This window comes from Pseudomonas sp. HD57-3 (genome assembly GCF_056113135.1).
Map to the genome: position 1 here is coordinate 679,669 of NZ_CM148568.1, position 18,815 is coordinate 698,483.

Consider the following 18,815-nt stretch of genomic DNA (forward strand, 5'->3'; position numbering starts at 1 on the left):
AGACGCGTTGCAAAACGCTGTCCAGAAATCCGTGCCGGGACGGTTATCCGCCCAGCGGTGTCGGGTGCGGATGCATCACCGCACGCTGACGTTCCTCCTGGAGGAATTTCATGATGATCGGCGCCACCGCCTCGGCCCGGGTAATCAGGAACAGATGCCCGTCGTCGATGATGTGCAACTGCGCGTTGGGGATTCGCCACGCGAGCATGCGCATGTTGATCAGCGGGATCAGCGGATCGTCATCACCGGCCAGCACCAGCGTCGGCTGATGGATCTTGTGCAGCCAGTGAATGCTGGTCCAGCCCAGGCCCGCGAACAGTTGCCAGTAGTAGCCGAGCTTGCCCGCCGAACGCACCTTGGCCGCATGGCTGGCGGCGAGTGTCGGGTCGCGGCGGAACGAGCCGCCATAGATCATCGGGGCGATGCGGATCACATGGGACGGCTGGATGTAGCGCCGTGGGCTGGCCATCATCCACAGCACTTTCGGCTTGCCCGGCACCATCACCGCACCGGCAGCGGTCGCCGCCAGCACCAGCTTCTTGCAACGCTCGGGATAGTCGTAGGCGAACTGCTGCGCCAGCGCGCCACCCCAGGACACGCCGATCACGTTGACCTGTCCGTAGTCGAGGTAATCGAGCATCCGCGCGGTGAGTTTCGCCAGCCCGGGAAAGCGATACGGTCGGCTCGGCGTCGAGGAACCACCGACACCTGGCACGTCGAAGGCGATCACTTCCAGGTCCGGATCCAGCGCCGCGACGAAAGGAAACACCAGCTCCAGGTTGGCGCCGATGCCGTTGAATATCAGCAAGGGCGTCAAGTGAGGCTTGCCGGGGCGGACCGCCGTGCGGATGGTCTGGCCATCCAGCTCGACAGTTCGAAAGATGAACGGGTGCGGCATGCTTCAAGGCCCTGTGGGTGAAATCTCTATCTCATCTTTAACTGTGGGAGCGAGCTTGCTCGCGAAAGCGGCGAATCAGTCGACTTCAATGTTGAATGTCAGTCCGCCTTCGCGAGCAAGCTCGCTCCCACAGATGTCGGTTACCGCTCGTGAACGTAAGTGCCCGGTGAAGCTTCGCCTGCCGGATACGCCTTGTTGCCCAGCTTGGTCGGCGCCTTTTTCAGCTCGCCCGACCGCGCGGCCTGCCACGCCTGCCAGTACAGCCACCAGGAGTCGGCGTGCTTGGTCGAGTTTTCCTGCCAGTCATCGGCATTGGCGGTCATTTCATCGCTGGTCATGTAGCGCGATTTCGGGTTGCCCGGCGGGTTCAGAATGCTCTGGATATGCCCGCTGCTCGACAGCACGAATTCCACCTTGCCACCGAACAGCTGCGCCGACTTGTAGCAGGACTTCCACGGGGTAATGTGGTCGTTGGTGCCGGCCAGCGAGAAGATGTCGGCGGTCACCTGCTTGAGGTCGATCGGCGTGCCGCACACTTCCAGTGCATTGGGGCGGATCAGTGGGTTGTTTTTGAACATCTCGATCAGGTCGCCGTGGAATGCGGCCGGCAGTCGAGTCGTATCGTTGTTCCAGAACAGGATGTCGAACACCGGCGGCTCGTTGCCGAGCAGGTAGTTGTTGACCCAGTAGTTCCAGATCAGATCGTTGGGGCGCATCCAGGCAAAGACCTTGGCCATGTCTTTGCCTTCCAGCACGCCGGCCTGATAGGAGTGTCGCTTGGCCATTTCCAGCGTCTGCTCGTCGACGAACAACGCGACATCGCTATCGAGGGTGGTGTCGAGCACGCTGACCAGCAGGGTCAGGGCGTTGACCTTGTTTTCGCCGGTGGCGGCGTAGTGGCCGAGCAGGGCGGTGCAGGTGATGCCGCCGGAGCAGGCGCCGAGCATGTTGACGTCCTTGCTGCCGGTGATCGCGGTGACCACGTCGACCGCTTCCTTCAGGGCTTCGATGTAGGTCGAGAGGCCCCACTCACGCTGTTCCTTGGTTGGGTTGCGCCAGCTGACGATGAAGGTCTGCACATTGTTGCGCAGGCAGAAACGCGCCAGGCTCTTGTCCGGGCTCAGGTCGAATACATAGAACTTGTTGATCTGCGGCGGCACCACCAGCAGCGGGCGCTCGTGCACTTGCTCGGTGATCGGCTTGTACTGGATCAGTTCCAGCACATCGTTGCGAAACACCACCGCGCCTTCGGTCACGCCAAGGCTCTTGCCGACCTCGAACGCGCCCATGTTGACCTGGCTCGGCATGCCGCCGTTGTGCACCAGATCCTTGGCCAGATGCGAGAGGCCGTCGAGCAGGCTTTTGCCGCCGGTCTCGAAGAAGCGTTTGACCGCTGCCGGGTTGGCTGCCGTGTTGGTCGGCGCCATGGCCTCGGTCATCAGGTTGATCACGAAGTGGCCGCGCGCGATGTCCTTGGGCGAGAGGCTGCTGTCGTCGATCCAGGCATGGAGTTCCTTGCGCCATGCCAGGTAGGTTTGCAGATAACGTTTGTACAGCGGGTTCTGACTCCACGCCGGATCGACGAAACGACGGTCATCGCCCGCCGGTTGCAGGTCTGATTTGCCGAACAGCACGTTCTTCAGTTCGAGGCCGAACTGGGTGACGTGTTTGACACTATGGATCGGTTGTTTGATGGCCTGGGTCAGCACCATTCGAGCAGAGGCCAGCAGATCCTTTCCGCGTAGCCCAACGACAGGATTCAGCCCCAGGGTGTTCTCCGAGGCCTGGTACTTCAAATCATCGTTATTCTTGTTACTCATCTACGACGCTCCATTGTCCTGAGACGAGTACCCGGTTTTCTGCTGTGCAGTTCCACAGCCAATGCCAGGTACTACTGCTCGGGTGACCGTTGATTCTGCATAGCTGCTTTACAGTCGTAGAGCACTGCAGGGAACTTGCCAGTTCCATTGGTTACCCGAGATTGATTTTTTTCGCAAGCAGCCGATCCCGGGCCGCTTTAGCGGAGCATTCAAACAGATGAATCTAGAAAATGCCCTCTAAACAGTCCGAGGCGCGGACTAGAGCATCAGCTTGACGACGGACTGGTCCGGGTCGCGGGTTTTGCCGGCGGCTTTGAGCTCGGCCAGATAATCCGCCCAGAGTGCGTCATAACGTCGCCCCAGTTCGTACAGATAATCCCAGGTGAACAGACCGCTGTCGTGACCGTCATCGAAGGTCAGTTTCAGTGCGTACTGACCGGCCGGTTCTACCTTGGTCAGGCCGACGTTCAGCTTGCCGAATTGCAGGATCGGTTTGCCGTGGCCCTGGACCTCGGCGGAGGGGGAATGCACGCGCAGGAATTCGGCGGGCAAGGTGTATTCCTCGCCGGTCGCGTATTTGAGCGACAGGGTTTTCGAGGCTTTGTGCAGTTTGATGTCGGTGGGGAGTTGGGTCATTGCCGGCGTTCCGTCAGGTGAAAAAAATTGTGGGAGCCGATGGCTCCCACAGTTTCACGACCACTGTAAGTATGGCTTACAGGATATAACGGGACAGGTCTTCGTTCTGCGCCAATTCGCCCAGGTGGCTGTTGACGTATTCGGCGTCGATCTGGATCGCCTTGTCGTCGTGGGCGCTGGCCAGGTCGCCGGCACTGAACGACACCTCTTCCAGCAGACGCTCAAGCAGCGTGTGCAGGCGACGGGCACCGATGTTCTCGGTCTTCTCGTTGACCTGCCAGGCGATTTCCGCCAGACGCTTGATGCCTTCCGGCTGGAACTGGATGTTCAGGCCTTCGGTTTTCAGCAGCGCGCAGTATTGCTCGGTAAGCGAGGCGTGCGGTTCGCTGAGGATGCGTTCGAAGTCCTGCGGGCTCAGGGCCTTGAGTTCGACGCGGATCGGCAGACGGCCTTGCAGCTCTGGTACCAGATCGCTCGGCTTGCTCAGGTGGAACGCACCGGAGGCGATGAACAGGATGTGGTCGGTCTTGACCATGCCCAGCTTGGTGTTGACGGTGCAGCCTTCGATCAGCGGCAGCAGGTCACGTTGCACGCCCTCGCGGGACACATCGGCGCCGCCGACATTGCCGCGCTTGGCGACCTTGTCGATCTCGTCGATGAACACGATACCGTGCTGCTCGACTGCTTCCAGAGCCTTGGCCTTCAACTCTTCTTCGTTGACCAGGCGACCGGCTTCTTCGTCGCGTACCAGTTTCAGCGCTTCCTTGACCTTGAGCTTGCGGGCCTTCTTCTTGCCCTTGCCCATGTTGGCGAACAGGTTCTGCAACTGGTTGGTCATTTCTTCCATGCCCGGAGGCGTGGCGATTTCGATGCCGGCCATTTCGGCGACTTCGATCTCGATTTCCTTGTCGTCCAGCTGACCTTCGCGCAGGCGCTTGCGGAACAGTTGGCGAGTGTTGGAATCCTGGGTCGGCGCTTCTTCATTGCTGAAGCCCATGCGTGCCGGTGGCAGCAGGGCGTCGAGGATACGGTCCTCGGCGGCGTCTTCGGCGCGGTGACGAACGCGGGTCATTTCCTGCTCGCGCAGCATCTTGATCGCGGCATCGGCCAGATCACGGATGATCGACTCGACGTCACGGCCGACGTAGCCGACTTCGGTGAACTTGGTCGCTTCGACCTTGATGAACGGCGCGTTGGCCAGCTTGGCCAGGCGACGGGCGATCTCGGTTTTACCGACACCGGTCGGGCCGATCATCAGGATGTTCTTCGGGGTCACTTCAACGCGCAGCTCTTCAGGCAGTTGCATGCGGCGCCAGCGGTTGCGCAGGGCAATCGCGACGGCGCGCTTGGCATCGTCCTGGCCGATGATGTGGCGGTTGAGTTCGTGGACGATTTCGCGGGGAGTCATGGACATAATAATTGACGGTCCTCAAGCAGGAACAAGCCGTGGCACAGGGGCCGCGTCAGGCTTATTCAGCGAGATCCTGCTCCTCAATGGTCTGGGTGTGGTTGGTGAATACACAGATGTCGCCGGCGATGCCGAGAGCGGTCTCGACGATTTCGCGGGCCGACAGGTCGGTTTTCTTCAGCAAGGCGCTGGCGGCGGCTTGCGCATAGGCGCCACCGGAACCCATGGCGATCAGGCCGTCTTCGGGTTCGACCACGTCACCGTTGCCGGTGATGATCAAGGATGCGTCCTTGTTGGCGACCGCGAGCATCGCTTCGAGGCGGCTCAGGGAACGGTCGGTGCGCCATTCTTTGGCGAGTTCTACGGCGGCGCGAACCAGGTGACCCTGGTGCTTTTCAAGCTGGCCTTCGAAACGTTCGAACAGGGTAAAGGCGTCGGCGGTGGCACCGGCGAAACCGGCGATGACTTCGCCGTGGTACAGGCGACGAACTTTCTTCGCGTTGCCTTTCATCACGGTGTTGCCGAGAGAAACCTGGCCGTCGCCGCCCATGACGACTTTGCCGTGGCGGCGGACTGAAACGATGGTGGTCAAGGGAAGAGTCTCCACACTGCGGGGCGAAAATGCCTTATGCCCATTCATATGGGGGTGGTGGAGAGGATTTCAACTGCGGGGCGGGAGAGGGGACGAGCGGTGCTTTGTACATGATCGTTCCCACGCAGAACGACATGATCGTTCCCACGCTCCGCGTGGGAATGCCTCAATGGACGCTCCGCGTCCCTGCGGCAAGGGACGCGGAGCGTCCCGGGCTGCATTCCCACGCAGAGCGTGGGAACGATCGGTGGGGAGGTATCAGCGGCTCTGGCGTTGTTGTAACAACAGGTTGCTGAAGCCGGCGCCCGCCAGTTGTTTCTGGGCGGTGGTCAGTTGTTCGCGGTTGCTGAACGGGCCGACCAGTACGCGATACCAGGTTTCATCCTTGACCGTCCCGGACTCAACCGCGACTGCCTGGCCGAGCAGAATGATCTGCGCGCGGACCTTGTCGGCATCCGTCTCTTTGCGGAACGAACCGGCCTGCAGGAAGAACTTGGTCACCGGTGCAGCCTTTGTCACCGGCGGCGCTGGCGGCGGGGTGATCCCGGCCAGTGCAGCCTGTGCACGCGCTGTGTCGATCTTCGCCGCTTCGGCCGGGGTCACCGGCGTGGTCGGGATTGCCGGCACTTGTGGCGTCGGCAGGGTTTTTTCCGGCACGGCATCAGGCGGCACGATCACTTCCGATTCCGGCAGCAGGGTGTAGAAGTCGTACTTCGGCTTCACCGGTTGCGTCGGGCTCGGCGGGGTCTTGTTGGCCTCGGCGATCTTGGTGGCTTTCTGTTGTTGCTGTTGCTCGATCTTCTCGCGCTTGACCGTGTCGCTGCCCTTGCCCGGCTCCAGCTTCATCAGGAACACGATGAACGCGCCGACCGTCAGGCCGATGGCCATCCACAGCCAACCCGGAATCGGCTGCTTCGCTGGAGCTTGGTAACGGCTGGCGCCACGCTTGGGTGCAGGTTTTTTCTTGGCAGCCAACTTACATGCGCTCCAGGGTTTCCAGGCCGAGCAGTTCCAGGCCTTGCTTGAGGGTACGGCCGGTCAGCGCGGCAAGGCGCAGACGGCTTTGCATTTGTGCCGGGGTGTCGGCGGCGAGGATCGGGCAGTTCTCGTAGAAGCTGGAGAACAGGCCGGCCACGTCGTACAGGTAAGTGCAGAGGGTGTGTGGCGTGCCCTTTTCCGCAACGTTGTTCAGCACTTCACCGAACTGCGCCAGTTTGGCCGCCAGTTCCTGTTCGTGCGCCGCCTCAAGGACGATCTGGCCGTCGACTTCGCTGAAATCCTTGCCCAGTTTGCGGAACACGCCGGCCACGCGGGTGTAGGCGTACAGCAAGTATGGCGCGGTGTTGCCTTCGAAGTTGAGCATCAGGTCGAAGTTGAAGCTGTAGTCGCTGGTGCGGTGCTTCGACAGGTCGGCGTATTTCACCGCGCCGATGCCGACCACTTTGGCGATCGCGCGCAGTTCGTCTTCGGCCAGTGTCGGGTTCTTTTCCTTCACCAGGCTGTAGGCACGTTCCTGCGCTTCGGTCAGCAGGTCGATCAGCTTCACGGTGCCGCCATCACGGGTCTTGAACGGACGGCCGTCGGCGCCGTTCATGGTGCCGAAGCCCATGTGTTCCATTTCCATCGGATGGGTCACGAAACCGGCCTTGCGCGCTACGGCGAACACTTGCTGGAAGTGCAGGGCCTGACGCTGGTCGACGAAGTACAGCGCACGGTCGGCCTTCAGCTTGCCGCTGCGATAGCGCACGGCCGCCAGGTCGGTGGTGGCGTACAGGTAGCCGCCGTCAGCCTTGACGATGATCACCGGCAGCGGCTCGCCTTCGGCGTTCTTGAATTCGTCGAGGAACACGCATTGGGCGCCGTTGCTTTCGACCAGCATGCCGGCGGCTTTCAGGTCGTTGACCACGTTGATCAGGTCGTCGTTGTAGGCGCTTTCGCCCATCACGTCGGCCATGGTCAGTTTGACGTTGAGCAGTTCGTAGATCTTCTGGCAGTGCGACAGCGAGATGTCCTTGAACTTGGTCCACAGCGCCAGGCATTCAGCGTCGCCGGCCTGCAACTTGACCACCAGACCACGGGCGCGATCGGCGAATTCCGGAGATTCGTCGAAGCGTTGCTTGGCGGCGCGGTAGAAGTTTTCCAGGTCCGACAGCTCGTCGCTGGTGATCGGGTTTTCCTGCAGGTACGCCATCAACATGCCGAACTGGGTGCCCCAGTCGCCGACGTGGTTCTGACGGATCACGGTATCGCCGAGGAATTCGAGCACACGGGCCACGCCGTCGCCGATGATGGTCGAACGCAGGTGGCCGACGTGCATCTCTTTGGCGAGGTTCGGTGCCGACAGATCGACCACGGTGCGTTGCGCCGGGCCGGCCTTGCGCACGCCAACGTGAGCGTCAGCGAGTGCGGCGTCGAGGCGCGAGGCCAGCGCTTGAGTGTTCTGGAAGAAGTTGATGAAGCCTGGGCCGGCGATTTCGGCCTTGGTGACGTTCTCGTCAGCCGGCAGGGCGGCGATGATTTTCTCCGCCAGGTCGCGCGGTTTCATGCCCGCAGGCTTGGCCAGCATCATCGCGATGTTGCTGGCGAAGTCGCCGTGGGTCTTGTCCCGGGCGTTTTCCACATGGATCGCCGGCGTCAGGCCTTCAGGCAACACACCTTCGTTGACGAGTTGGGTGAGGGCTTGTTGGATCAGCTGGCGAATGGTGTCTTTCATGGTCTTCTCTTTCGACCGCAAGCGCGGCGGCGCATCGATGCGCGGGTGGAAAAACTGGGCATTATCCGTTGCGAAGACGGGCTTGCCAACCTTAGCAGGCAGGATGTGGATGTGTGGTGACAATTCGGCCGGTTTTGCCCGGTCAGTACAGATCCACCGGATCGACATCCAGTGACCAGCGCACCGCCCGGCCGCTTGGCATCTGTTCCAGCACCAGCAGCCAGCTCGCCAGCAATCGGTGCAGCGGCGCCCGGGCCGTGGCCTGTAACAGCAGCTGCGCGCGGAAGCGCCCGGCCCGGCGTTCCATCGGCGCCGGCACCGGTCCCAGCAGTTCGATGCCGGTCAGGTTCTGTTCGGCCAGCAAACGCTCGGCCTCGCTGCATGCCTCATCGAGAAAACCTTCGGCCTGCCCCGGCTTGTGCGCTTCGGCGCGCAACAGCGCCAGATGCGCGAACGGCGGCAGTCCGGCGGCGCGGCGTTCGCTCAGGGCCTGCTCGGCGAAGGCGAAGTAACCCTGCTCGGTCAGTTGCACCAATAAAGGATGGTCGGCCAGATGCGTCTGGATGATCACCTTGCCCGGTTCTTCCGCCCGCCCGGCCCGGCCGGCAACCTGCACGATCAACTGCGCCATGCGCTCGCTGGCGCGAAAGTCGCCGGAAAACAGCCCGCCGTCGGCATCGAGGATTGACACCAGCGTCACCCGAGGGAAGTGGTGACCCTTGGCCAACATCTGGGTGCCGACCAGAATGCACGGCTGGCCTTTCTGGATCGTGGCGAACAGCTGGTTCATCGCATCCTTGCGCGACGTGCTGTCACGGTCGACGCGCAACACCGGATAGTCCGGGAACAGAATCGCCAGCCGCTCCTCGGCCCGCTCGGTACCGGCGCCCACGGGGCGCAGATCGACCTTGTTGCACTTCGGGCATTGGCGGGGTACGCGCTCGACGTAACCGCAGTGGTGGCAGCGCAGTTCACCGTAGCGCTGGTGCACGGTCATCCGCGCATCGCAGCGCTGGCACTCGGACATCCAGCCGCAGTCGTGGCACAGCAGAGTCGGGGCAAAACCCCGACGGTTGAGGAACACCAATACCTGCTGGCCGGCGGCGAGGGTCTGGCCGATGGCTTGCTGCATTGGCCCGGAAATGCCGCTGTCCAGTGGACGACTTTTCACATCCAGACGCAGGAAACGTGGCTTCTTGGCGCCGCCGGCCCGTTCGTTCAGGCGCAGGAGTCCGTAGCGACCGGTGTAGGCGTTGTGCAGGCTTTCCAGCGATGGCGTCGCGGAGCCGAGCACGATCGGGATGTTTTCCTGCCGCGCGCGCACCAGCGCCAGATCCCGCGCGTGGTAGCGCAGGCCTTCCTGCTGTTTATAGGAGCCGTCGTGTTCTTCGTCGATGATGATCAGCCCCGGATTTTTCATCGGGGTGAACAGCGCCGAGCGGGTGCCGATAATAATGTCGGCCTCGCCGTCACGGGCAGCGAGCCAGGCATCCAGTCGATCACGATCGTTGACCGCCGAGTGCAGCAGGGCGATGCGGGCATTGAAGCGTTGTTCGAACCGCGCGAGGGTCTGCGGGCCGAGGTTGATCTCCGGGATCAGCACCAGCGCCTGTTTGCCGGCCTCGAGGGTTTCGCGGATCAGTTGCAAATAGACTTCGGTCTTGCCGCTGCCGGTGACCCCGGCGAGCAGGAAGGCGTGATAACTGTCGAACCCGGCGCGAATCGCCTCGTAGGCGGCGCGCTGTTCGCTGTTGAGCGGCAGCTCGGGCTGGGCCAGCCAATGTTCATGGCGCGCGCCGGGGGCGTGACGGCGCACTTCGACCTGCACCAGATCCTTGGCCAGCAGCAGATCAAGGCTGTCCTTGCTCAGCATCAGTTTGCTCAGCAACTGATGGGCGACACCGTGAGGGTGCTGGGCCAGCGTCGCCAGGGCTTCACGCTGGCGCGGGGCGCGGGCGATGCGCGGGTCATCGAGGCTGGCGCCGGGAGCCGCCGACCAGAATCGCTCCTGACGAGCCTCGGCCAATTCGCCCTGACGCAGCAGCACTGGCAACGACCAGCTCAGCGTGTCGCCGAGGCTGTGCTGATAATACTGAGCCGTCCACAGGCACAGCTTGAACAGCGCCGGCGGCAGTGGGGCGGTAGCGTCGAGCAGCGCCAGCGCCGGTTTGAGCTTTTCCACCGGCACTTCGCTGGTGTCGGTGACTTCCACCAGAATCCCGATCATCTCCCGCCGGCCGAACGGCACCCGCAGGCGCATGCCCGGTTGCAACTGCGAACGCAGCACACCGGTCGGGGCCCGATAGTCGAACAGGCGGCGCAGGGGCGAAGGCAGGGCGAGGCGCAGAATGGCGTCGGGCACGCGGGATCTCGATAAGAAGCTAACAAGCAGCGGGGATGAGGTTTGGGCCGGGAGCCTAGCAGACGGTCGGTCTCAGCGACAGCTTGCGTGATCGGGATTGTCTGGTAGAATCCGCGGCCTAATTACGTGCGGTATTCAACAATCGTGTTGGATGGCGGCACGCCAGCTGAGGAAAACACCATGAAAGCCGATATCCACCCGAATTACCCAGAAGTTGCAGTAACTTGCAGCTGCGGCAACAAGTTCGAAACCCGTTCGACCTTCGGCAAAGCCCTGGCGATCGACGTTTGCAACGAGTGCCACCCGTTCTACACCGGTAAGCAGAAGACTCTGGACACCGGTGGTCGCGTTCAGAAGTTCGCCGACCGTTTCGGTGCTTTCGGCGCGAAAAAGGCCTAAGGCCCTTCATTCTGGAAAACCTCAGCGGCTTTTCCGGTCTGATGAAAAAGGCGTCCCTTGCGGGCGCCTTTTTTGTGTCCGCGATTTGGCTCTCCGCCGCCCAGGCCTTGTGCCCGGCCCCGGCCGGGCTGGACAGCGCCACGGTGCAGCGGGTGGTCGACGGCGACACCCTGCGCCTGGGCGATGGGCGCAATGTGCGGATGATCGGCCTCAATACGCCCGAACTCGGCAAGCAGGGCCGCAGCGACGAGCCGTTTGCAGTGGCCGCGCGCAAGCGCCTCGAAGCCTTGGTCGCCGAGAGCGACGGGCGGGTCGGCCTACGACTCGGTGCCGAGTCCAAGGACCGTTACGGCCGCACCCTGGCCCATGTTTTCAGCGCCAAGGGTGAGAACCTCGAAGCGCAAATGCTCGCCGATGGCCTCGGTTTCCAGGTCGCGGTGGCGCCGAATGTCGATCTGGTCGATTGCCAGCAAGCCGCTGAACGCCGCGCGCGAAAGGCCGGGCTGGGTCTGTGGAAGCGCTCTCCTGTACTGAAAGCGGAGCAGATCGAGCGCTCTGGTTTTGCCGTGGTCAGCGGTCGTGTGAGCAAGGTTCAACGCAATCGCGGCGGAATCTGGATCGAGTTGCAGGACAAGCTTGTACTGCGCGTTGCACCCAATCTGCTGGAGCGCTTCGATGGTGCCTCTCTGCAGGCGTTGAAGGGCAAGCAGATCGAGGCTCGTGGCTGGGTGGTCGACCGTTCCCGGCGCGGTGGACTGAAATCAGGTCAGGCGCGTTGGCTGTTGCCGCTGACCGATCCTTCGATGCTCCAGCCGTCCCGTTGAATAAAAAGTTGTAGACATTTTTTCTGTCGATTGTGAACAGTCTAGCCCTTGTGCGCCGTGGCTCTTGGCCCAAAGTCTTAGGGCAGGGCGCTTGACAGGGGTGACCGGGCAGTCTTGTGGGGACTTTGCGAGGCGCGTATCCTCGCTGACCAGTCTGTCCAACAGTAAAAAGCGGAATGCCAAAATGTCTGATCTGAAAACTGCCGCTCTCGAATATCATGCCAATCCTCGTCCAGGAAAGCTGAGTGTCGAGCTCACCAAGGCCACTGCTACCGCCCGCGACCTGTCGCTGGCCTACAGCCCCGGCGTAGCTGAACCAGTGCGCGAGATCGCCCGCGATCCTGAACTGGCCTACAAGTACACCGGCAAGGGCAACCTGGTTGCAGTCATTTCCGATGGCACCGCGATTCTGGGCCTGGGTAACCTCGGCCCACTGGCTTCCAAGCCAGTCATGGAAGGTAAAGGCGTGCTGTTCAAGCGCTTCGCCGGCATCGACGTCTTCGACATCGAAGTCGACTCCGAAAGCCCGCAAGCCTTCATCGACACCGTAAAACGCATTTCCATCACCTTCGGTGGCATCAACCTGGAAGACATCAAGGCGCCTGAGTGCTTTGAGATCGAACGTGCTCTGATCGAGCAGTGCGACATTCCGGTATTCCACGATGACCAGCACGGCACCGCGATCGTGACCGCTGCGGGCATGATCAACGCCCTGGAAATCGCTGGCAAAACCCTGGCCGACGCCAAGATCGTCTGCCTGGGCGCTGGCGCAGCCGCCATCTCCTGCATGAAACTGCTGGTGAGCATGGGCGCCAAGGTCGAGAACATCTTCATGGTTGACCGTACTGGCGTGATCCACGCTGGCCGTGACGACCTGAACCAGTACAAGGCTGTGTTCGCTCACCCTACCGAGAAACGCACCCTGGACGACGCCATCGAAGGCGCTGACGTATTCGTCGGCCTGTCGGGCCCGAACCTGCTGAGCGCCGAGCAACTCAAGCGCATGGCGGCCAACCCGATCGTCTTCGCCTGCTCCAACCCGGATCCGGAAATCTCCCCGGAACTGGCTCACGCCACCCGTAACGACGTGATCATGGCCACCGGCCGTTCGGACTACCCGAACCAGGTCAACAACGTGCTGGGCTTCCCGTTCATCTTCCGTGGTGCCCTGGACGTTCGCGCCAAGCGCATCAACGAAGAAATGAAGATCGCTGCCGCCAACGCCCTGCGCGAACTGGCCAAGCTGCCGGTGCCTCAGGAAGTCTGCGACGCCTACGGCGGTATCTCCCTGGAATTCGGCCGTGAGTACATCATTCCGAAGCCAATGGACAAGCGTCTGATCACCGTGATCTCCGACGCCGTGGCCAAGGCCGCGATCGAGACCGGTGTGGCGACCCTGCCGTATCCGAAGAACTACCCGCTGAAAAGCGTGGATGACGTGTTCAACGGCTAAGTCGTTGTAGCGCTTCAACCGAAAGCCCCGGCTCGTGAGAGTCGGGGCTTTTTTATGCCTGTTGATTTTGGGGTGATCTTAAGGGCCTCTTCGCGGGCAAGCCCGCTCCCACAGGGTTTTGTGGCGTTCACAAATGGAGCGTACGCCCGGTTACTGTGGGAGCGGGCTTGCCCGCGAAGAGGCCGGCCCAGACAACACAAAAATGAACAGGTAATAAAAAGCCCCGCACTTCAATCGAAGGCAGGGCTTTTTAGCGGTTCAGGATCAGGATCAGAACAGATCGATCGGCGCCTGCTCATCCGCCGGCAGCGGACTGCCCGGCACGGTGCCATTGCCGATCTCGTTGACCGACGGTGGCGTGTCCTCAGCCTTGAACAGCTCGAAGTAGGCCCCCGGCGTGCTCGGCGATGCCGCGCGACCGCTGACCGGGTCCACCCGCAGGCTGAGGATGCCTTCCGGCTCCGGCTGGACATGCGGTGGCTTGTCCTTGAGCGCGGCGGCCATGTAGTTCATCCAGATCGGCAGTGCCACGGTGCCGCCGAACTCCCGGCGACCGAGGCTTTCCGGCTGGTCGAAACCGGTCCACACGGTGGTCACGTAATCGGCGTTGTAACCGGAGAACCACGCATCCTTGGATTCGTTGGTGGTACCGGTCTTGCCGGCGATGTCGCTGCGGCCCAGGGCCAGTGCGCGACGGCCGGTGCCAAGCTTGATCACGTCCTGCAACATGCTGTTGAGGATGTAGGTGGTACGGCCATCGACGATGCGCTCGGCGACTGCCGGTGCTTGCGGCACAGCTGCGCTGCCCGGCGCTTCACCCGGAACCGGCGCTGCATTGACGGTAAACGATTCGGTAGCGGGTGCCGCGATGCCATCGGTGGCCGCGCCGCCCTGCGGTACGGTCGGCGGATTGGCGACGAACAGCGTGTCGCCGTTGCGGCTTTCGATCTTGTCGATGATGTACGGGGTGATCTTGTAGCCGCCGTTGGCGAAGGTGCTCCAGCCGGTGGCGATCTCCATTGGCGTCAGGGTCGCGGTGCCCAGCGCCAGGGACAGGTTTGGCGGCAGGTCCTGCTTGTTGAAGCCGAAGCGGGTGATGTAGTCGATGGTCTTGCCCACGCCCATCGCCTGCAGCAGGCGGATCGAAACCAGGTTGCGCGACTTGTATAGCGCCTCACGCAGACGGATCGGGCCGAGGAAGGTGTTGGTGTCGTTCTTCGGACGCCAGACCTTGTCCAGGTACTCGTCGACGAACACGATCGGTGCGTCGTTGACCAGGCTGGCGGCGGTGTAGCCGTTATCCAGTGCGGCGCTGTAGACGAACGGCTTGAAGCTAGAGCCCGGCTGACGCTTGGCCTGCATCGCGCGGTTGTAGTTGCTCTGCTCGAAGGCGAAACCGCCGACCAGCGAACGGATCGCGCCGTTCTGCGGATCCAGCGACACCAGCGCGCCCTGCGCCTGCGGAATCTGGCTGAACTTCAGCGAATTGTTCGGCTGGCGCTGAACGCGAACCAGATCGCCGATCTGTGCCACATCCGACGGCTGACGCGGGTTGGCGCCCATGCTGTTGGTATTGAGGAACGGACGGGCCCATTTCATGGTGTCCCACGCCACATGCTCTTCGCCGGTGCGGGTCAGCACCTGCAGGCCGGTCTTGTCGACCTGGATGACGATGGCCGGCTCAAGGCTGCTGATGGTGCGTTGCTTGGTCAGTTCGGTGGCCCAGGCTTCACGGGTCTTGCCCGGCAGGCGCGATTCAGGGCCACGGTAGCCGTGGCGCTGATCGTAGGTCATCAGGCCTTCGTGCAGCGCGGTGTTGGCCATTTCCTGGAGGTTGCTCGGCACCGTGGTGGTGACGCGGAAACCTTCGGTATAGGCGTCGCTGCCGTAGCGACCGACCATTTCCGCACGGGCCATTTCGGCGATGTACGGCGCGTTCACTTCCGGGGTCGGCACGTGATAGCTGGCGTTCAGCGGCTCGTTGATCGCGGCGGTGTAGTCGGCCTCGGTGATCTTGCCGAGCTTGTACATGCGGCCGAGGATCCAGTCGCGACGCTCCTTGCTGCGCGCCGGGTTGGCCAGCGGGTTGAAGCGCGACGGGGCTTTCGGCAGGCCGGCGATCATCGCCATCTGCGCCAGGCTGACTTCGCGGATCGACTTGCCGTAATACACCTGCGCCGCCGCCTCGATGCCGTAGGCGCGGTTGCCCAGATAGATCTTGTTCACGTACAGCTCAAGGATCTCGTCCTTGGTCAGCTGGCGTTCGATCTGCAGGGCCAGAAGGATTTCAGTGGTCTTGCGCGAGAAGCTGCGTTCGCTGGTCAGGAAGAAGTTCTTCGCCACCTGCATGGTGATGGTGCTGCCGCCGGACTGGATGTGACCGCTCTTGACCAGTTGGGTCGCGGCACGCATCAGGCTGCTCGGATCGACGCCATAGTGATTGGCGAAGTTGTCGTCTTCAGCACTTAGTAACGCATTGATGAAATTGGGGGGAATGTCGGCGAAACGGATCGGTGTGCGGCGCATTTCGCCAAATTCTGCGATCAACTTGTTGTCGCTGCTGTACACCCGGAGCGGAATCTGCAACTGAATGCTTCTCAGCGCCTCCACAGATGGCAAACCCGGACTAAGGTAAAGAAACGCGCCGCTGAGACCTAAAAGCAGTCCGCAGAAAACGGCGACGATGGACCAACCGAAAAATTTCAGCAGACGAATCAAGGCTTTTGGACATCCACGGCAAAGAATGAATTGGGCGACAGGGTTCCGGGTACACACAGAACGACCCGCGCCGGCAGTAAAAAGCGGAAAAAATCGCTGGGCATTATAAGCACTTTTCCGCTGGGGGCGTCATTTGCGCTTCTGTCAAGACGGGGCGAGGGAACGCAATGCGCATTACAGAGTCCGTAACTCACGGATAGTCATAGGGAATTGGTAGTGCTAGGACTCTTCAATAAAAAGGCCAATACGTTACTGGGGATCGATATCAGCTCCACATCGGTGAAGCTGCTGGAGCTGAGCCGTCAGGGTGAGCGCTACCGGGTCGAGGCGTACGCGGTGGAGCCGTTGCCGGCGAGTGCCGTGGTCGAAAAGAACATCGCCGAGCTCGAGGGCGTCGGTCAGGCCCTGTCCCGGGTGCTGGTCAAGGCGCGCACCGGGCTGAAAACCGTGGCGGTGGCGGTGGCCGGTTCTGCGGTGATCACCAAGGTCATCGAGATGGACGCCGGGCTGTCGGACGACGAACTGGAAAACCAGCTCAAGATCGAGGCCGATCAATACATTCCCTATCCGCTGGACGAGGTCGCCATCGACTTCGAAGTCCAGGGCGTTTCGCCGCGCAACCCCGAGCGGGTCAACGTGCTGCTGGCCGCCTGTCGAAAGGAAAACGTCGAAGTCCGCGAAGCGGCGCTCGCCCTCGCCGGGTTGACCGCGCGGGTGGTGGATGTCGAAGCCTACGCACTGGAACGCTCGTTCGGCCTGCTGGCGACGCAACTGGCCGCGTCCCAGGACCGGCTGACAGTGGCCGTGGTCGACATCGGCGCCACCATGACCACCCTCAGCGTCCTGCACAACGGCCGGATCATCTATACCCGCGAACAGCTGTTCGGCGGTCGACAGCTGACCGAGGAAATCCAGCGCCGTTATGGCCTGACCCTTGAACAGGCGGGACTCGCCAAGAAGCAGGGCGGCCTGCCGGACGACTACGTCAGCGAGGTGCTGCAACCGTTTCGCGAGGCGCTGGTGCAGCAGGTGTCGCGCTCCCTGCAGTTCTTTTTCGCCTCCGGCCAGTACAACGCCGTCGACCACATTCTGCTGGCCGGCGGCACGGCGTCGGTGCCCGGGCTCGACCGGCTGATCGAAGAGCGCCTGAACACACCGACCCAGGTGGCCAACCCGTTTTCCGACATGGCCTTGAGCAGCAAGGTCAACGCCGGGGCCCTGGCGAGCGATGCGCCGGCCCTGATGATTGCCTGCGGGCTCGCGCTCAGGAGTTTCGACTGATGGCGCGGATCAACCTTTTACCCTGGCGCGAGGAGCGTCGCGAAGAGCGGCGCAAACGCTTCCTGCTGGCCTTGACCGGTGTGGTGGTCGGTTCGGTGGGGGCGGTGCTCATTGCCGACCAGATCATCAGCGCCGCCATCGCGCGACAGGTCGCGCGCAATGACTACATCGGCAAGCAGATCGCCGTGGTCGATGAACGGATCAAACAGATCAGCGAGCTCAAGGCCCATCGCCAGCAACTGGTGGAGCGCATGCGCATCATCCAGGACTTGCAGGGCAACCGGCAGATCAGCGGGCGGATTTTCGATCAGCTGGCGCGCACCTTGCCCGACGGGGTGTATTTCACCGATGTGAAAATGGTCGGCAAGACCCTGTCGATCAGCGGCGCGGCTGAGTCGAACAATCGGGTGTCCGACCTGATGCGCAATCTCGATGCCTCCGACTGGTTCGATGCGCCCAACCTCAATGAAGTGAAAGCCACCACCGCTGGCCAGGTGGATCAGGCCAACGTCTTCCAGCTGACCGTTCGCCAGACTCGACCCCGGATCGAGGAGGACGACCAATGAAGCCGTCCGAGTGGCTGGACAGCCTGCGCAATGTCGATTTCAACGACCTGGACACCAGCAACATCGGCTCCTGGCCGCCAGTGGTCAAAAGCCTGGCCGGCGGGCTGTTGATGGTGTTGGTTCTGGCGCTTGGCTATAACTTTTTCATCAGTGACCTGGAGAACCAGCTCGAGCTCAAGCGTGAGGAGGAGGTCACCCTCAAGGAGCAATTCGCGAGCAAGGCGCGCATGGCGGCCAATCTGGAGCTGTACACCCAGCAGATGAAAGAGATGGAAAACTCGTTCGGCGTGCTGTTGCGGCAATTGCCCAGTGACACCGAAGTGCCGGGGTTGCTGGAAGACATCACGCGCACCGGGCTGGGCAGCGGTCTTGAATTCGAAGAGATCAAGCTGCTGCCGGAGGTCACCCAACAGTTCTACATCGAGCTGCCCATCCAGATCACCGTGACCGGTGCCTATCACGACCTTGCGACTTTCGTCAGCGGCGTGGCCGGGTTGCCCCGCATCGTCACCCTGCACGATTTCGAGCTGGCGCCGGCCAATCCCGAAGGCGGGCCGAAGTTGCGCATGAGCATTCTCGCCAAGACCTACCGCTACAACGACAAGGGGCTGCAAAAATGAGCCCGATCCGTTTTATCGCCTTATCGACATTGTTATTGATGCTCGGTGGCTGTGGCGGCGATGACTTCAGTGACCTCGACGCCTACATGAATGAAGTGCGCCTGCGTCCGCCGGGCAAGATCGAGCCGACCCCGACCTTCCGCTCTTTCCCGACGTTCACCTACAGCGCCGCCAACCTGCGCAGTCCGTTTTCGCGTCAGTTACGGGTCGATCTGGCCGGGCAGAAACACGGCTCTCGCGACGTGAAACCCGATCCCAACCGGGTCAAGCAATACCTCGAAGGTTTCAACATCGAGCAGTTTGAAATGGTCGGCACGATTGCCAACGCCTCTGGTTCCTTCGCGTTGCTGCGGGGGGCGGGCGGGGTCCATCGGCTCAAGGTCGGCGATTACCTGGGCCGTAACGACGGGCGGATCGTTGCGATCAGCGCTTCCCAGGTCGAAGTGGTGGAAATCGTTCCGGATGGCCAGGGCGCCTGGCTTGAGCGGCCGCGCACCATTCCTTTGAAAGAGCACTCATAAGTGG

The 18,815-nt window shown here is 62.0% G+C and carries 16 protein-coding genes; 7 read left to right on the forward strand and 9 right to left on the reverse strand.

Annotated features, from left to right (window positions below; all coding sequences use genetic code 11):
* Positions 1 to 43 precede the first annotated feature (43 nt).
* The 8 genes from phaZ to AC0R79_RS03090 all read right to left on the reverse strand — a co-directional run bounded on the left by phaZ (position 44) and on the right by AC0R79_RS03090 (position 10,429).
* Positions 44 to 898, reverse strand: coding sequence for a poly(3-hydroxyalkanoate) depolymerase (phaZ, locus tag AC0R79_RS03055; protein ID WP_007952412.1), 855 nt, complete (start codon positions 896 to 898; stop codon positions 44 to 46).
* Positions 899 to 1,038: 140 nt separating this feature from the next.
* The gene (gene phaC, locus AC0R79_RS03060) at positions 1,039 to 2,718 is read right to left on the reverse strand and encodes a class II poly(R)-hydroxyalkanoic acid synthase (RefSeq protein ID WP_011332067.1); all 1,680 of its coding nucleotides are present in this window, start codon (positions 2,716 to 2,718) and stop codon (positions 1,039 to 1,041) included.
* 258 nt (positions 2,719 to 2,976) lie between these two features.
* Positions 2,977 to 3,354 carry a gamma-butyrobetaine hydroxylase family protein gene (locus AC0R79_RS03065; protein ID WP_127796669.1) on the reverse strand — a complete coding sequence of 126 codons (378 nt, stop codon included), beginning with the start codon at positions 3,352 to 3,354 and terminating at the stop codon, positions 2,977 to 2,979.
* Between the two features lie 76 nt (positions 3,355 to 3,430).
* Complete coding sequence (gene hslU / locus AC0R79_RS03070; RefSeq protein WP_007952406.1) at positions 3,431 to 4,768, reverse strand: ATP-dependent protease ATPase subunit HslU; 1,338 nt, start codon at positions 4,766 to 4,768, stop codon at positions 3,431 to 3,433.
* Positions 4,769 to 4,823: 55 nt separating this feature from the next.
* Positions 4,824 to 5,354: an ATP-dependent protease subunit HslV gene (hslV, locus tag AC0R79_RS03075; RefSeq protein WP_003196958.1), complete on the reverse strand. Its 531-nt coding sequence runs from the start codon at positions 5,352 to 5,354 to the stop codon at positions 4,824 to 4,826.
* A 258-nt stretch (positions 5,355 to 5,612) separates the two neighbouring features.
* On the reverse strand, positions 5,613 to 6,329 hold the full coding sequence (locus AC0R79_RS03080) for an SPOR domain-containing protein (protein WP_011332070.1): 717 nt from the start codon (positions 6,327 to 6,329) through the stop codon (positions 5,613 to 5,615).
* Position 6,330: 1 nt separating this feature from the next.
* Entirely contained in the window at positions 6,331 to 8,067 is a 1,737-nt protein-coding gene (argS, locus tag AC0R79_RS03085) for an arginine--tRNA ligase (RefSeq protein WP_474733145.1), read from the reverse strand.
* Between the two features lie 142 nt (positions 8,068 to 8,209).
* Positions 8,210 to 10,429: a primosomal protein N' gene (locus AC0R79_RS03090; RefSeq protein WP_474733147.1), complete on the reverse strand. Its 2,220-nt coding sequence runs from the start codon at positions 10,427 to 10,429 to the stop codon at positions 8,210 to 8,212.
* Between the two features lie 180 nt (positions 10,430 to 10,609).
* Between AC0R79_RS03090 and rpmE the strand changes: the two genes are divergently transcribed.
* The 3 genes from rpmE (at position 10,610) to AC0R79_RS03105 (ending at position 13,105) form a co-directional block, all read left to right on the forward strand.
* Positions 10,610 to 10,828 carry a 50S ribosomal protein L31 gene (gene rpmE, locus AC0R79_RS03095; protein ID WP_007952398.1) on the forward strand — a complete coding sequence of 73 codons (219 nt, stop codon included), beginning with the start codon at positions 10,610 to 10,612 and terminating at the stop codon, positions 10,826 to 10,828.
* Positions 10,829 to 10,869: 41 nt separating this feature from the next.
* On the forward strand, positions 10,870 to 11,652 hold the full coding sequence (locus tag AC0R79_RS03100; protein WP_474733149.1) for a thermonuclease family protein: 783 nt from the start codon (positions 10,870 to 10,872) through the stop codon (positions 11,650 to 11,652).
* 184 nt (positions 11,653 to 11,836) lie between these two features.
* Positions 11,837 to 13,105 (forward strand): malic enzyme-like NAD(P)-binding protein, encoded by a 1,269-nt coding sequence (locus tag AC0R79_RS03105; RefSeq protein WP_007952395.1) that lies wholly within the window; start codon positions 11,837 to 11,839, stop codon positions 13,103 to 13,105.
* Positions 13,106 to 13,375: 270 nt separating this feature from the next.
* Here the strand turns inward: AC0R79_RS03105 and AC0R79_RS03110 are convergent, their stop codons facing one another.
* Positions 13,376 to 15,820 carry a penicillin-binding protein 1A gene (locus tag AC0R79_RS03110; RefSeq protein ID WP_474735056.1) on the reverse strand — a complete coding sequence of 815 codons (2,445 nt, stop codon included), beginning with the start codon at positions 15,818 to 15,820 and terminating at the stop codon, positions 13,376 to 13,378.
* A gap of 219 nt (positions 15,821 to 16,039) precedes the next feature.
* On the opposite strand from AC0R79_RS03110, the gene AC0R79_RS03115 reads away from it, so the two are divergent.
* From AC0R79_RS03115 to AC0R79_RS03130, 4 genes are read left to right on the forward strand one after another with little or no spacing between them, the layout of a single operon-like run.
* Positions 16,040 to 17,104, forward strand: a complete 1,065-nt coding sequence (locus AC0R79_RS03115; RefSeq protein WP_007952389.1) for a pilus assembly protein PilM — start codon at positions 16,040 to 16,042, stop codon at positions 17,102 to 17,104.
* On the forward strand, positions 17,104 to 17,670 hold the full coding sequence (locus AC0R79_RS03120) for a PilN domain-containing protein (protein WP_007952387.1): 567 nt from the start codon (positions 17,104 to 17,106) through the stop codon (positions 17,668 to 17,670). The genes AC0R79_RS03115 and AC0R79_RS03120 overlap by 1 nt, the downstream gene beginning before the upstream one ends.
* The gene (gene pilO, locus AC0R79_RS03125) at positions 17,667 to 18,290 is read left to right on the forward strand and encodes a type 4a pilus biogenesis protein PilO (protein WP_085608413.1); all 624 of its coding nucleotides are present in this window, start codon (positions 17,667 to 17,669) and stop codon (positions 18,288 to 18,290) included. Before AC0R79_RS03120 ends, pilO begins: the two co-directional genes overlap by 4 nt.
* Positions 18,287 to 18,811, forward strand: a complete 525-nt coding sequence (locus AC0R79_RS03130; protein ID WP_258712762.1) for a pilus assembly protein PilP — start codon at positions 18,287 to 18,289, stop codon at positions 18,809 to 18,811. Before pilO ends, AC0R79_RS03130 begins: the two co-directional genes overlap by 4 nt.
* Positions 18,812 to 18,815 lie beyond the last annotated feature (4 nt).

What these genes read in the sequence shown, in the direction of transcription:
- phaZ (WP_007952412.1), bottom strand. Translation starts at nt 898, where the DNA reads ATGCCGCACCCGTTCATCTTTCGAACTGTCGAGCTGGATGGCCAGACC.
- phaC (WP_011332067.1), bottom strand. Translation starts at nt 2,718, where the DNA reads ATGAGTAACAAGAATAACGATGATTTGAAGTACCAGGCCTCGGAGAAC.
- AC0R79_RS03065 (WP_127796669.1), bottom strand. Translation starts at nt 3,354, where the DNA reads ATGACCCAACTCCCCACCGACATCAAACTGCACAAAGCCTCGAAAACC.
- hslU (WP_007952406.1), bottom strand. Translation starts at nt 4,768, where the DNA reads ATGTCCATGACTCCCCGCGAAATCGTCCACGAACTCAACCGCCACATC.
- argS (WP_474733145.1), bottom strand. Translation starts at nt 8,067, where the DNA reads ATGAAAGACACCATTCGCCAGCTGATCCAACAAGCCCTCACCCAACTC.
- rpmE (WP_007952398.1), top strand. Translation starts at nt 10,610, where the DNA reads ATGAAAGCCGATATCCACCCGAATTACCCAGAAGTTGCAGTAACTTGC.
- AC0R79_RS03100 (WP_474733149.1), top strand. Translation starts at nt 10,870, where the DNA reads ATGAAAAAGGCGTCCCTTGCGGGCGCCTTTTTTGTGTCCGCGATTTGG.
- AC0R79_RS03105 (WP_007952395.1), top strand. Translation starts at nt 11,837, where the DNA reads ATGTCTGATCTGAAAACTGCCGCTCTCGAATATCATGCCAATCCTCGT.
- AC0R79_RS03120 (WP_007952387.1), top strand. Translation starts at nt 17,104, where the DNA reads ATGGCGCGGATCAACCTTTTACCCTGGCGCGAGGAGCGTCGCGAAGAG.
- pilO (WP_085608413.1), top strand. Translation starts at nt 17,667, where the DNA reads ATGAAGCCGTCCGAGTGGCTGGACAGCCTGCGCAATGTCGATTTCAAC.
- AC0R79_RS03130 (WP_258712762.1), top strand. Translation starts at nt 18,287, where the DNA reads ATGAGCCCGATCCGTTTTATCGCCTTATCGACATTGTTATTGATGCTC.